Here is a 13,192-nt window from a genome sequence, read left to right as displayed (position 1 = left end):
TTAGCCGGCATCATTGGGCGGCCAGCCCTGTGTGTCGGTCTGATCGGCCCAACGCAGGAATTCGGCCAGTCCGCGCATCTCTTCTTCGGTGATCTCGAAATGAGGCATCTGGCGGCGACCCTCGATCCCCGAGGGCTGCGCGTTCATCCAGCCATCCAGAATCTCATAGGCGCCTTCGGGATCGTCGAGCACGCCCCAGCGGGTCATGACGTTGCCGACCTCGGGCGCGAAATAGGCACCTTCGCCGTGCAGCGAGTGGCAATTGATGCAGGAGTGCCGCTCCCACACATGTTTGCCCAGTGCCACCTCTTCGGTCAGCGGCATGCCGGCGGTTGATGTCTTCACCACATAGTTGTGGCTTTGCACGGTGAGCGCGATGAAGACGACCACGAAAAAGATCGACCCTCCGTAGAAAACGTTGCGCGCCCGTGACTTTGTCAGGAATTCTGCCATGTCCGGCCTCCTTGTCATTCAGGTCGCCCACGCTTAGCGCGGCGCCAAATGTCAAAGTTTGTGCTGGAACAAAGTTTGGGACGGAAAGGTGTGGATGATACCCATGAAAGGATATCCCATGCGCGGACCCCGTTTCGACGATCCCGACCTGCCGCTTTCAGAACTGATGACACGATGGCCGCCGACGGTATCGGTCTTTCTGCGTCACGGCATGTTGTGCGTCGGGTGCCTGATTGCCCCGTTCCACACGATCACCGACGCCTGCGCCGAATACCGTCTGGATGAAGATGCCTTTATTGAAGAGTTGCGCCACGCCATCGACAAAGGCCGTTGATCGGGTCAGCCCGTCGGATCACGACGCTGGAGCAACGAATTTGCTCAGCGGCCCTGGCTTAACAAGACCAAGGCGTGCGGATCGCAGACCTTGATGCGTTTGCGCTTGCTTTCGACAAGGCCCATTTTCTCCCATCCGCTCAGCAGGCGGCTGGCGGTGTGCAGGGTTGTGGCCGTCAGTTCCGACAGATCCTGACGGGTGATCGGAAAATCAATCTCGATCCCGCCCTCGACCTTGCGTCCGGTCTGGTTGACCAGCCGCAACAGGGCATTGGCCACCCGCTGTTCAACCTGTTGGGTCGCCAGTTCGACGATGCGGTTGTTCATTTCGCCAACGCGGTGGCCAAGCGTCTTGTAGGTCTCTGTGGCAAAGCCGTCGTATTCCGCCAAAAAGGTATCCCACAACCGCGTCGGCCAACTGAGTGCGATGGATTCGGTCGCCGTCACCGCCGTCGCAGGATAGGTGTCGCGTCCCAGCGCCTTGGCGATGCCCAACAGTTGGCCGGACGGAATATGCAGGGCCGTGACCTGTTCCCCCGTCGCCGTGACCCGCACCACACGGACATAACCATCCAGCAGCATGAAAAAGCGTTCCGCCGCTGCGCCCTCGTCAAAGATATGGGCGCCGGCATCGTAGCGGCGAGAGCTGGCCTGATCCAGAATCGTGCGGATCTGCTTGCGCTCCAGCCGCGAAAAGGGCGGCAGATGGGTCAGCAGGCTTTCGTCCAGCCGGGGCAACGTCTTGCGGGGGGCGTCGTGGTTCATGGGTTTTCTTTGCCACAATGCGTTTGATTGCGCCAGTTCGACAAGACTGGCCGATGCGGCGGCAAACGTCCCAAACGTTGCGCCAGCGCAATAAGCGTTTTTCGGAAAGGGATAGATTCATCCTCAACAGATCACACCAAAGAGGACGAAATGATGATCCGCACTGTTACAGCCGCTCTTGCCATTGCCACCCTGATGGGCAGCGCGGCCCTGGCCGAAGTACATGAGGTCCAGATGCTGAACAAAGGCACCGATGGCGCCCGCATGGTGTTCGAACCCGCCTTTGTGCAGGCCGCCCCCGGCGACACGATCAAATTCCTTGCCACGGACAAGGGCCACAACGCCGAAACCGTCAAGGACATGATCCCCGAAGGCGCCGAAAAGTTCGGTGGCAAGATCAACGAGGAATTCGAGATTACGCTGGATGCGACAGGCGTCTACGCCGTGATGTGCAAGCCGCATTACGCCATGGGCATGGTGATGACTATCGCCGTGGGTGACGTGGATGCCCCCGAGGACTTTTTCCAAGGGCGCGTGCCGAAGAAAGCAAAAGAACGCTTTGAGGCACAGCTCGACAACCTTTGACCCAGGCACAAGGCGCGCGGACATGATGCCCGCCGCCTCTTTCCCCAGGAGAAGACAATGACCAAATTCATCAACCCGGGCCTTATGAAGACCAGCCGTCGCAACGTTCTGCGCGGGTCCGTTCTTGCCGGTGCGGCGGCCATGACCGGCGCAGGCGCCATGGCAACACAGCGCGCCCCCATGCCTCACAAGGCAAACGCCGCCTCTGCCAAGTTGTACAAGGCCGCCGGTGAGGCCAAGGCCGAAAGCACCGCCAAGCCCGCTGATCTGTCCGGCTATACCCGCGTGCGTCAGGAACTGGTCGCGCCGCCCTATGCCCCTGTCCATGAGCAAGTGGCCACCGGTGGTCCGAAGATCATCGAGATCACCATGGACACCACCGAACGTCTGATGGTGGTGGATGAGGACACCGGCGCGTCGGTTTGGGCATTGACCTACAACGGTTCCGTTCCCGGTCCGCTGATCATCTGCCACGAGGGCGACATGATCGAGCTGACCCTGCGCAACCCCGTTGACAGCATGATGGAACACAACATCGACTTTCACGCCTCGACGGGCGCGCTGGGCGGTGGCGGTCTGACCCACGTCTATCCGGGTGAAGAAACCGTGCTGCGCTGGAAGGCGACAAAACCGGGCTGCTTTACCTATCACTGTGCGCCGGGCGGTGCGATGATCCCCTATCACGTCGCCCACGGGATGAACGGCGCCGTCATGGTGCTGCCGCGGGACGGCCTGAAGGACCGCGACGGCAATCCGCTGCGCTATGACAAGATCGCCTATATCGGTGAGCAGGACTACTATCTGCCAATGGAGGACAACGGCGACTACAAGACCTATGAGGCCGCAGGCGACGACTATGCCGACAGCCTTGATGCGATGCGGACGCTGACCCCGACCCATTCGGTGTTCAACGGTGCCGTCGGTGCCCTCACTGGCGAAGGCGCACTCAAGTTCAAGGTCGGTGAGACGGTGCTGATGATCCACAATCAGGCCAACCGCGACAGCCGTCCGCACCTGATCGGCGGGCACGGCAACTATGTCTGGGAAACCTCGTTCAGCGATGCGCCCCTGACCGGCCTTGAAACCTGGTTCGTGCGCGGCGGCTCTGCCATGGCGTCGATGTATACCTTCGAGCAGCCCGGCGTGTACGCCTATGTGAACCACAACCTGATCGAAGCCGCACTTCTGGGGGCCACTGCGCACTTTGTCGTCGAAGGCGACTGGGACAATGATCTGATGGAGCAGGTGGTCGCGCCCAGACCGTTTTCTAGCTGACACCAACCGGAGGAACGACCATGGCCGCCGTCACATCTGCCGCACCTGTTCTGATGTCCCTTCGTCTGGCAGGTGTCGCTGTGGCGGCGGTTGTTCTCGGGGCCGCGCTTTTGCTGCGCGGCCCCGATCCTTTGACCCGCCCCGGTCCCGAAATGGCGCAAGACCCGGTGATGCTGCCCAGCGGGGACAAGTTGTATGTCCAACGCCACGAGGTCACCGTGGCGGAATGGAACGCCTGTCATGCTGATGGCGGCTGTTCGATTGAATTGAGAGCGCGAACAGGGCTTGACCCTGTCGCCACGCCGGCCACCGGGCTGAGCTATGTTGATGCGACCGAATACCTGCACTGGATCAACGCCACCACCGGCCATGGCTTTCGTCTGCCAACCGCGTCGGAATGGAGTTTCATGGCGCAGTCGGTGCTGCCGGACGAGCCTGACCCGATCTTTTCCGATCCCGCGCTGACCTGGGCCTCTGCCTATCTGACAGAGGGACTCGCGCCGCGCGGCCTGAAACTGCAGGGCAGTTTTTCCACGTCGCCTGAGGGGATCGCGGACCTGGATGGCAGCGTCTGGGAATGGACGCAGGACTGTTATGCCGGGGTCGACGCGGGCATCGACATCGCGCGCTGCCCCGCCTTTATCGTGGGGGGAGAGCATATCGCCGCGATGTCTTATCTTGTCCGCGACCCGGCGCGCGGCGGTTGCGCGGTTGGCTCTCCGCCTGCACATCTGGGGATGCGTCTTGTCTCTGATAAGCCGTTCTGACGGCTTGTGTCTTGGCGTTTAGTAACGGGTGTGCGCTGTACACCTCGCGTCACCGGCCCGCGACGCTGTGCGACTTCAGGACTCTGTTGCACAAAGCCTGTGATACCCGAGGTTTCTCTTTCCCCGAACGTATTCATCCCGCGGCCCCTGTGACAGGGATGCCAATGGCGGTGCAGCTGTTCATGACGGCGATGCGGATCTGGACTTCAGCGATTTGTCGGTCGACGTCCCGCGCCTTGAGGCGCAGTAGGCTCTCAACGAACCTAGTCGTCTGTCGCAGTCCCATGCCGAACAACCCTTTCATCTTTCTCGGGAACTACTGCGCAATGCCCTCCCGGGCAGTGGTCAGGCATGTCTGTATGGCGGTGCCGCAGAAGGTTTACGCCAGTTTCTGTCCAACAATTGGAGAGCAGCTCATTTGTCCATGCACAGTTGGGAGAGTTGGTCTTCTTCATTAGTGCGGACGACTTAAAACCTTGCGTCCTTCTGGAAACGCTTGCTCGGCAGGATGATCTGTTATACGTAACGCATAACAAGAGGGAGGAAAATGGTGCTGGCACAGGACTGCTTGTCGGAATTGCGCGATCTTCTGGGTCCGTTGGGCTGCAAGGAGGGGGCCGATCTCCCGTCTCGCAACCGCACGGACTGGAGCTTCCTGCCGCCGGCGTCGCCACTGGCGGTGCTGCGTCCTGCCACGACAGGGGAGGTGGTGCATATCATGCGCCACTGTCACGCCAATCAAATCACAGTCACCCCCCAAGGCGGGCTGACCGGGCTTTGCGGCGGCGCTCGCCCGACGGACGGTGGCGTTGCGCTCTCGCTTGAACGGCTCACTGGGATCGAGGATCTGGACCCAGTCGGAATGACGATGACGGTCCGCGCAGGCACGCCGCTGGAAACCGTGCAGAAGGCCGCAGCCGAGGTTGGCCTGTTCTTTCCGCTCGACTTGGGCGCACGTGGCTCCTGTACCATCGGCGGCAACCTGTCGACCAACGCGGGTGGCAACCGAGTGATCCGCTACGGCATGACCCGCGACCTTGTTCTGGGAATCGAGGCGGTGCTGGCCGACGGCACTTTGCTGCCGATGCTGAACCGGATGATCAAGAACAATGCTGGGTACGACCTGAAGCAGCTGTTCCTTGGGTCCGAAGGTACATTGGGTGTTATCACGCGTGTCGTGCTGCGACTTTACCCTCAGCCGGGGTGCACCAGCGCTGCCTTATGCATTGTACCCGACTACGAAACCGTGCTCTCGGTTCTGGGTGCCGCCCGCAAACGTCTCGGCCCGCTGCTTTCGGCATTCGAGGTCATGTGGGCCGACTATTGGCATCAGGCGACCGACCGCGCTGGCATCCGCGCGCCCGTCGCCATGGGGAAGGGCAGTCATGCGATCCTGATCGAAATGCAGGGTCTCGACTCTGAGATCGACGGCACCCGATTCGACTCGCTGCTGGAACACCTGTTGGAGGAAGGCCTCGTGCTTAACGGTGCTGTGGCCCAAAGCCTGAGCGACATCACTGCTTTTTGGGCCACGCGCGATGCGGCGGCGGAGTTCGCCAACCCAGCCGTAATCGGCCCGCATATTAGCTTTGATGTCGGCCTTCCCGTGGCCCGGATGGATGAGTTCGCTCGTCAAGCCAAGGCAGAATTGCTTGACCAACTTGGCTGCCATTCGGTCTTCTACGGCCATGTCGGAGATGGCAACTTGCATGTCGTCGCCTGGAAGCCAGATGCAGATCCGCAACCGCTCGATGCGGCCAGCGGCATCGTCTATCGCATAGTGGGTGAGATGGACGGCACGGTGTCTGCCGAACACGGAATCGGCACGCTGAAAAAGCCGTATTTGCCGCTCAGCCGGAGCCCGTCCGAAATCGCGTTGATGCGGCAGGTCAAGCAGGCGCTTGACCCGCAGGGCCTGCTGAACCCGACCAAGATTTTCGACTGATCATAGCGATCGCGCCCCGGTTCCCGCAAAGGAGAAGGATCCGGGGTTTTCACCAAAATGGAGGAGAAACACAAATGACCCTGACCAAACGTCATATTCTGGCGGGTTTTGCCGCACTGATGACCACAGCCGCCCTACCTGCCTCGGCGCAAAGTTGGCCTGATGGGCCGGTCACCATGATCGTGCCATGGGGAGCCGGAGGCGGCACTGACGCCACCGCGCGGATGATTGCATCGCTGCTGGAAGCCGAAATCGGTGTGCCTGTGCCAGTGGAGAACCGCACCGGAGGATCGGGCGTGATCGGCCACAGTGCCATTGCGGATGCAGACCCCGACGGCCAGACCATCGGCGTTGCGACGCTTGAGATCGGCACGATGCATAACCTTGGCCTGACTGATCTGGATTATACTGGCTATACCCCGCTTGGTCTCTACAACTCCGATCCCGCAGCGATCTTCGTTCACTCCAAAAGTGACCATGAGGACATCGCGTCGCTGCTCGAAGCGCTCGAAGCGTCGACCGACCGGGCGTTCAAGGGTTCGGGTTCGGCGCAGGGCGGCGTGAACCATCTTGCGCTTGCCGGGATGCTGATGGCCGCCGGGATGCCCGCCGACCGTGTTGCCTGGGTTCCGTCCGAAGGCGCGGCTCCCGGACTTCAGGACCTCGCGGCTGGCGGTGTCGAGGTTGCAACGGCTTCGCTGCCCGAGGCTGCCGCGCTGATGGGGGCCGGGTTGATCCGTCCGCTTGCTGTCTTCTCCAACGACCGGTTGGATATCGCGCCCGACGTGCCGACCTTTACCGAGGCGACGGGCCATGATTTCAGCCTCGGTTCCTGGCGCGGTCTCGTCGCGCCCGCAGGTCTCGACCCAGCCGCCACCGAGCAACTGATCGTCGCGATTGGTAAGGTGCTTGAGGCGCCGGAATACACCAAGTTCATGCAGGACCGCGGATATGCAATGCAATGGACCACCGGCGCGGATTTCGAGGCATTCATGAAAGCCTCGGATGCGGCGCTGAGCGACACGCTGAAGGCCGTCGGCCTTTCGAACTGATCAGAACTGCGGCGCCGGACCATGTCCGGCGCCCGTCAGATTGTCACTTTTAATGGTGGGACCGACATGAAGCTCCACGACAGCGCCATCGGTGCCGTGCTTGTCCTGTTCGGCGCTTGGATTGTGTATTCGGCATTGGGATTTCCGCGACTAACGGGACAGCCCATCGGACCGGGCACCTTTCCTGTGGTTCTGGGCGCACTCTGCACCCTGGGCGGTGCGGCGCTTGTCGTGGTCGGCCTGATCGGCAGGAACGGCGCGCTTGTCACGCTCCACCCGGGCTGGCGGCGGCCTGACCGGTTCGCCACCGCAAGCCTGATGATCGTAGGCACTGCGCTGCTTGCCGTGACCTTCGAAACCGTTGGTTTTCCACTTGGCGGTAGCCTTCTGCTAGCGGCGCTGTTTCTGGCTTCGGGCAGACGTCACCCCGTTTGGGTTCTGGTCGCCATCGGCTTTGTCTGCACTGTGCATCTGTTGCTGACCCGGTTCCTCCAAGTTCCCTTGCCCGCAGGCGTTCTGAAGGGGTTTTTCTGATGTTGTCCCACCTCTCAGAGGCAATTCCACTGGTTCTGAACTGGAACATGGCGTTGGTCATGCTGGCCTGCTCTGCCTTTGGACTGTTCGTCGGCGCGATCCCCGGCCTTTCGGCGACGATGGCCACCGCGATGTTGGTTCCGATCACTTTCTTCATGGACCCGGTGCCAGCCATTGCTGCCATCGTTACGACCGCAGCGATGGCGATCTTTGCCTCGGACATTCCCGCAGCGCTGGTGCGCATTCCCGGCACCGCCGCATCGGCCGCCTATATCGGTGATCTCAACGCCATGACCCGCGACGGGCGCGTCGGACGCGCGCTGGGCATCTCCGTCACCGCCTCGGCCATCGGCGGGGTATTCGGGTCGCTGGTGCTGATGGTGGCGGCGCCGAAATTGGCGCTCGTTTCGCTCAACTTCACCTCGTTCGAATACTTCTGGCTGGCCCTGCTCGGCCTTTCGGCGGCGGTCATGCTGGGCACTGGATCAATCCTGAAATCTCTGATGTCGCTGTTGTTCGGTTTGCTGATCGCCAGTGTTGGCATGGATACGACTTCGGGTTATCCGCGATTTACGTTTGGTATCGACTCCCTGCTGGGTGGCGTCGCGTTTGTTCCGGCGTTGATCGGAATGTTCGCCATCCCCGAGCTAATTCGCACCTTCGTGAACCGCGATGCGGTGCCGCCCGTGACGCCCGTCGGCAATCCGCTGAACATGTTTCGCGGAGTTGGTTCGCTGCTGTGGAGGAACAAGACCGGCCTGCTGCGCGGCTCGACCATCGGCACGGTAATAGGCATTCTGCCCGGCGCGGGATCCGACATCGGGTCGTGGATCTCCTACGCGGTGTCCAAGCGGTTCTCGAAAACGCCCGAGGACTATGGCAAAGGCACCGAAAAGGGTCTGACTGAGGCCTGCGCCGCCAACAACTCGGCGCTGTCGGGCGCTTATGTGCCCGCGATGGTGTTTGGCATTCCCGGCGACAGCATCACTGCGATCGTCATCGGCGTTCTGTACGTCAAGGGGCTCAATCCGGGACCGATGGTCTTTTTGACCTCGGGTGACAAGATCATGGCGATCTTCCTGGTGTTTCTCATCGCCAACCTGCTGATCGTGCCGCTGGGCCTGCTGGCGGTGGCGCTCGCGTCGCAGGTGCTTCGAGTCCCGAAACTGACGCTGGCGCCGCTGATCCTGGGGTTCTGCATTGTCGGGTCCTACTCGATTGATTCCTCTGCTTCGGGCATCGTGATCATGCTGGTTCTGGGTTTCTTTGCCTACCTGATGGAAGAAAACGGGTTTCCGGTCGCTCCGGCCATCTTGGGAATCGTCATGGGGCTGCTTGTCGAACGGAACTTCGTCACGTCTCTGATCAAGTCCGACGGACTGGCCTTGGGCTTTGTCGAGCGCCCCATCGCGGCAGGTCTCGCGGTGCTGGTCCTGCTGGTTTGGGTCACGCCCGTCCTGATGTGGCTGTTTCGCCGGAGGAGTGCGGCATGACGCTTGTTCCGATCAAACCGGCCCGGTCGCTGGCCGAAACTGCGGCCTCCCAGATCCGAGACGCGATCCTGTCGGGGGCTTTCCGTCTGGGCGAGAACATTTCCGAAGATCGGTTGGTCGAGCGGCTCGGCGTCTCGCGTACGCCGGTACGCGATGCGATGGCGCTGCTCGCGCGCGAGGGGCTTGTGATCGTGCGCCCCAAGCGCGGTACTTTCGTGTTCGAAACATCACCCGAGGATATCAAGGCGATCTGTGACTATCGCGAAATCCTCGAGACACAGGCGGTTCGGGTCGCATTGCGCTGCGACCGGGCCGCCTATCTGGCCGAATTGCAAACGGTCATCGATGCGATGACAGCCGCACTCGAGGCCGACGATGCAAATGCCTACGGTCGCCTCGACACGCAGTTCCACGGCGCCGCCTTTAGCCATTGCGGCAATTCCTATCTGAAAGACGCCAATTCTCTGGTCGCCGGGCGCATCGCCGCGCTGCGCGCCAACATCACTGCCCCCTATGCCGAACGTCGTGCGGAATCTATGGCCGAACACGTCGCAATGGTAGATCTGTTGGGCACGGGCGAACTTGACGCCTTCGACGCTGCGTTGAAGATCCACATTCGCCGGACCGAGGATGTCTACAGCCGCGCGCTGGCCGACGGGCATTTGGGCGGCTCTACGACAGAGGTACAGAAATGAGACAGACCGGATTGCTGAACGGTGCCGCGCGTCTGCGCGCAAGGCTGGCTCGGGGTGGCATCCTAGCCTGTCCGGGCGGAGCCGACGCGCTGACCGCCCGTCTGGTGCAACAAGCGGGGTTCGAGGCAGTCTACATGACCGGGCTGGGGGCGACGGCTGCACGGCTGGGCACGCCAGACCTTGGCTTGATGACCCAGTCGGAAATGGCCGACCAAGCCCGAGCCATGGTGCGCGCCTGCGATCTGCCGGTCATCGCGGATGCCGATACCGGCTATGGCGGGCCCCTGAATATCCGCCGTACCATCCAAGACTACGCGATGGCCGGAGTCGCGGCCTTGCACCTTGAGGATCAAGAGAGTCCGAAACGTTGCGGGCAGCTGGCGGGGGTTCGGCTGATTGACCGGGCGAGTGCGGTCCAACGTCTGAGTGCAGCGGTTGCCGCAAGGGACGAGATGCAAGCCAACACCGTTCTGATAGGCCGGACGGACGCTCTGCAACCCGAAGGGCTGGACCGCGCGCTTGACCGGGCGCGCGCCTACCGCGACACGGGCATCGATCTTGTCTTTGTCGATGGGGTCAAGTCCCGGGCAGAGGTCGAAGGCATCGCGCAGGGTCTGGACGGCCCCAAGGTGGTCAGTCTTGTCGATGGCACGGATGCCGCCCAACTGGGGCTCAGCGACCTGGAAGACATGGGCTTCTGTGTCGCGCTCTACGCGGTGACGGCGCTTTTTGGTGCCATTTCCGGCGCAGGAGACGCCCTTACCACGCTTGCCCAGACCGGGCGCCCCCCTGTTCAATCACGCACAGACTATGGCGATTACGCGCAGGTCGTGGACCTTGTCAGCCATCAGGCTTTTTCTCACCAGTTCGAATCCGATGTCTGACTCCCCTTAACCTGACCTGAATTCCCGACCGCAGACCAGATTGGGACCGTGACGATTTAGGTCAACCTCTTCGAAAAGATCGAAGCCATCGTCGTGGCCGGGTGCGACGGCATCAAGATTTTCTAGCAGGACTTTGCGTTATTGCGCAAATCCGGCAAAGGGCAGAATTTCCCAATCCCCGTGTTTTCAGGCAGCGCCCTCGCTGCCGTGGTCATGTTCTGGTTGTGAGTCCTGGCCCTAGAGAAGTGCCACGAGAGCCCTGCTAAAACTCTATCTCCAGCGTCAAGCCACCTTCAAAACGATCTTGCCGATATGGGCAGAACTCTCCATTCGCTCATGTGCTTTTGCAGCTTCGACCAGCGCGAATTCACTGTCCATAACCGGCCCGATGGTGCCGCCTGCCAGATGTGGCCAAACTTCCGCTTCAAGGGCGCGGGCGATAGCGGCCTTGGCGGTGTGGGATTGCGGGCGCAGGGTTGATCCGGTGATTGTCAGGCGACGGGTCATGACCTGCATCATGTCCATCTCGACATTGGAACCTTGCAAAAAGGCGATCTGTACAAGCCGCCCATCCATTGCAAGCGCGTCCAAATTACGCGGGATATATGGTCCACCCACCATGTCGAGGATCAGATCGGCACCGCCCTCTGCCCTCATTGCTTCAACAAAATCTGTTTCGCGATAATTGAAAGCCGCTTCGGCCCCCAATTCAACACAAGCGGCACATTTTTCGTCCGATCCTGCCGTTGCAAAAACGCGTGCGCCGCGTAGCTTTGCCAGTTGGATTGCGATGGTGCCGATGCCGGATGATCCACCATGCACAAGAAAGCGTTCGCCTGCCGCCAGCTCACCGCGCTTGAAAACATTGGTCCAGACGGTGAAGAACGTCTCGCAAAGCGCTGCGGCCCGGTCCATCGACATGCCGTCCGGTACAGGAAGAGCATGATCAGCGGCAGTGACCGCGTATTCGGCATACCCGCCGCCGGGCAGCAAAGCCGTGATTGCATCACCAACGGCCCAGCGGGTGACGCCTTCGCCAACTGCCGCCACATGGCCCGCGGCCTCCAGCCCCGGCAGAGGTGATGCATCAGGAGGTGGTGCATAGTTGCCGGCACGTTGCAGCGCGTCGGGGCGGTTCACTCCGGTATAAGCGATGCGGATCAAGATTTGCCCCGGTCCGGCTTGTGGTACAGGGACGGTCACGGGCTTTAGCACCTCTGGTCCGCCGTAGGATGAAATTTCAACGGCGGTCATATCGGAGGGGATCTGCATCAGGGTCACTTTCCACAAAATTCTTAGTTGTAACAGCGCCGCATGTCAGCGGCGCTGTTGGTTTCAAATGGCCTTGATTCAGGCACGTCCGGTGATTTTCAGAAACTCGTGCAGCATTTCGCCAACACGACCACAATACTTGGGATCTTGTTCCGAAAAGTCATCCACAACTTCGAGTGAATAACGACGCAAGTTGTCCTGAGCTTGCTGATCCAATTGAGTCAGCTCGCCGCCCATCTCAACGAAATCCTGCTTGCGTAGCAGATCCTGATGCAAGAAATGCGCCGCTGCATCCGCCGATGTAGCGCGGACGATTTCGTTGAACGTCGCTTTCAGATCATCACCGATGCTGTTCCACGCGTCCAGGCCAACCATGACTTCACCATTCAGGTGGCCCAAAAGGTCAGGCTCAACAATGTACTTGTTCACTTCCTGGAAGTTCATACCCCAACCGGTGGACGTCGACCCCCAGTGCGCGCCCTCGACAACACCGGTTTGCAGCGCTTGATAAAGCTCACCACCCGGGATCGAAACGGGAGAGGCCCCCATTTTGGCAAAGACCAGTGCGGCAGCCCCCGTCGAACGGACACGCCACCCATCAAAGTCAGCGGTGGTCCGCAGTGGCTTGTTGGAATAAAGCGTAAGACCTGCATAAGAGACCGGTCCTGCTTGATACACGCCTTGTTCCGCATAAGCTTCGCGGATCACATCAAGGGCACCCATTTCATAGAAGAAAGCATGCATTTCCTCGTGGCGATCCCATGCGCCGATATGGCCATTGAGGTGACCGGCAACAGGCATGCGTCCGATCCAGTAGGCGGGGTAGATAAACGCGCTTTCAAGTAAGCCGCGGCGCACAGCGTTCAAAACTTCGCCCGTAGGCACGATACCGTTATTCTGAACCGGCGTGATGGTGAGTTCACCGCCTGTGGCTTCGGTTATGCGGTTGCAGAATTTGACGAAAACGTCTTCGTAATACCAGTTGCCGGTCGGCCAATGGGTTTGCATACGCCAGGTCAAATTACCCTGCGCGATGGCGGGTGGTGCTGCGAGCGCCGTCGCGGCCGCAGCCCCTGCGGATGCGGCAAAAAACTTACGCCGGGATAATGATTTTTCAATCGTTTTCGTCATGGTCCATT

General features: G+C 60.7%; 14 protein-coding genes and 1 pseudogene. 10 read left to right on the top strand and 5 right to left on the bottom strand.

Annotated features, from left to right (window positions below):
* Positions 1-453: a c-type cytochrome gene (locus ANTHELSMS3_RS19335; RefSeq protein ID WP_094036299.1), complete on the bottom strand. Its 453-nt coding sequence runs from the start codon at positions 451-453 to the stop codon at positions 1-3.
* Between the two features lie 118 nt (positions 454-571).
* On the opposite strand from ANTHELSMS3_RS19335, the gene ANTHELSMS3_RS19330 reads away from it, so the two are divergent.
* Complete coding sequence (locus tag ANTHELSMS3_RS19330; protein WP_094037251.1) at positions 572-787, top strand: DUF1858 domain-containing protein; 216 nt, start codon at positions 572-574, stop codon at positions 785-787.
* A gap of 44 nt (positions 788-831) precedes the next feature.
* On the opposite strand, the gene ANTHELSMS3_RS19325 is transcribed toward ANTHELSMS3_RS19330, so the two are convergent.
* Positions 832-1,551, bottom strand: coding sequence for a Crp/Fnr family transcriptional regulator (locus ANTHELSMS3_RS19325; RefSeq protein WP_094036298.1), 720 nt, complete (start codon positions 1,549-1,551; stop codon positions 832-834).
* A gap of 150 nt (positions 1,552-1,701) precedes the next feature.
* On the opposite strand from ANTHELSMS3_RS19325, the gene ANTHELSMS3_RS19320 reads away from it, so the two are divergent.
* Genes ANTHELSMS3_RS19320 through ANTHELSMS3_RS19310 form a run of 3 tightly spaced genes read left to right on the top strand, consistent with a single transcriptional unit; the run spans position 1,702 to position 4,178 of the window.
* Entirely contained in the window at positions 1,702-2,136 is a 435-nt protein-coding gene (locus ANTHELSMS3_RS19320) for a pseudoazurin (protein ID WP_439098656.1), read from the top strand.
* A 57-nt stretch (positions 2,137-2,193) separates the two neighbouring features.
* A complete protein-coding gene (nirK, locus tag ANTHELSMS3_RS19315) occupies positions 2,194-3,411 on the top strand; it encodes a copper-containing nitrite reductase (protein WP_094036297.1) in 1,218 nt (405 codons plus the stop codon).
* A gap of 20 nt (positions 3,412-3,431) precedes the next feature.
* Positions 3,432-4,178, top strand: a complete 747-nt coding sequence (locus ANTHELSMS3_RS19310) for a formylglycine-generating enzyme family protein (protein WP_198319841.1) — start codon at positions 3,432-3,434, stop codon at positions 4,176-4,178.
* Between the two features lie 133 nt (positions 4,179-4,311).
* Here ANTHELSMS3_RS19310 and ANTHELSMS3_RS25650 read toward each other — a convergent pair.
* Positions 4,312-4,422, bottom strand: a pseudogene (locus tag ANTHELSMS3_RS25650) (IS5/IS1182 family transposase); the annotation flags it as partial.
* 303 nt (positions 4,423-4,725) lie between these two features.
* On the opposite strand from ANTHELSMS3_RS25650, the gene ANTHELSMS3_RS19305 reads away from it, so the two are divergent.
* The 6 genes from ANTHELSMS3_RS19305 to ANTHELSMS3_RS19280 all read left to right on the top strand — a co-directional run bounded on the left by ANTHELSMS3_RS19305 (position 4,726) and on the right by ANTHELSMS3_RS19280 (position 10,781).
* Positions 4,726-6,123 carry an FAD-binding oxidoreductase gene (locus ANTHELSMS3_RS19305; protein ID WP_094036296.1) on the top strand — a complete coding sequence of 466 codons (1,398 nt, stop codon included), beginning with the start codon at positions 4,726-4,728 and terminating at the stop codon, positions 6,121-6,123.
* A 74-nt stretch (positions 6,124-6,197) separates the two neighbouring features.
* Positions 6,198-7,175, top strand: coding sequence for a Bug family tripartite tricarboxylate transporter substrate binding protein (locus ANTHELSMS3_RS19300; protein WP_094036295.1), 978 nt, complete (start codon positions 6,198-6,200; stop codon positions 7,173-7,175).
* Positions 7,176-7,241: 66 nt separating this feature from the next.
* Positions 7,242-7,709 (top strand): tripartite tricarboxylate transporter TctB family protein, encoded by a 468-nt coding sequence (locus ANTHELSMS3_RS19295; protein ID WP_157733585.1) that lies wholly within the window; start codon positions 7,242-7,244, stop codon positions 7,707-7,709.
* On the top strand, positions 7,709-9,202 hold the full coding sequence (locus ANTHELSMS3_RS19290) for a tripartite tricarboxylate transporter permease (protein ID WP_094036293.1): 1,494 nt from the start codon (positions 7,709-7,711) through the stop codon (positions 9,200-9,202). The genes ANTHELSMS3_RS19295 and ANTHELSMS3_RS19290 overlap by 1 nt, the downstream gene beginning before the upstream one ends.
* Entirely contained in the window at positions 9,199-9,897 is a 699-nt protein-coding gene (locus tag ANTHELSMS3_RS19285; protein WP_094036292.1) for a GntR family transcriptional regulator, read from the top strand. Before ANTHELSMS3_RS19290 ends, ANTHELSMS3_RS19285 begins: the two co-directional genes overlap by 4 nt.
* Positions 9,894-10,781: an isocitrate lyase/PEP mutase family protein gene (locus tag ANTHELSMS3_RS19280; protein WP_094036291.1), complete on the top strand. Its 888-nt coding sequence runs from the start codon at positions 9,894-9,896 to the stop codon at positions 10,779-10,781. The genes ANTHELSMS3_RS19285 and ANTHELSMS3_RS19280 overlap by 4 nt, the downstream gene beginning before the upstream one ends.
* A gap of 282 nt (positions 10,782-11,063) precedes the next feature.
* Here ANTHELSMS3_RS19280 and ANTHELSMS3_RS19275 read toward each other — a convergent pair whose 3' ends face one another.
* Together ANTHELSMS3_RS19275 and ANTHELSMS3_RS19270 are read right to left on the bottom strand one after the other, a co-directional pair.
* Positions 11,064-12,053 (bottom strand): NAD(P)H-quinone oxidoreductase, encoded by a 990-nt coding sequence (locus tag ANTHELSMS3_RS19275; protein ID WP_094036290.1) that lies wholly within the window; start codon positions 12,051-12,053, stop codon positions 11,064-11,066.
* Between the two features lie 78 nt (positions 12,054-12,131).
* The gene (locus ANTHELSMS3_RS19270) at positions 12,132-13,184 is read right to left on the bottom strand and encodes a TRAP transporter substrate-binding protein (protein ID WP_094036289.1); all 1,053 of its coding nucleotides are present in this window, start codon (positions 13,182-13,184) and stop codon (positions 12,132-12,134) included.
* Positions 13,185-13,192 lie beyond the last annotated feature (8 nt).

The sequence above is a fragment of the Antarctobacter heliothermus genome, from assembly GCF_002237555.1.
Taxonomy (GTDB): domain Bacteria; phylum Pseudomonadota; class Alphaproteobacteria; order Rhodobacterales; family Rhodobacteraceae; genus Antarctobacter; species Antarctobacter heliothermus_B.
This window is presented reverse-complemented; position numbering and strand designations above follow the sequence as displayed.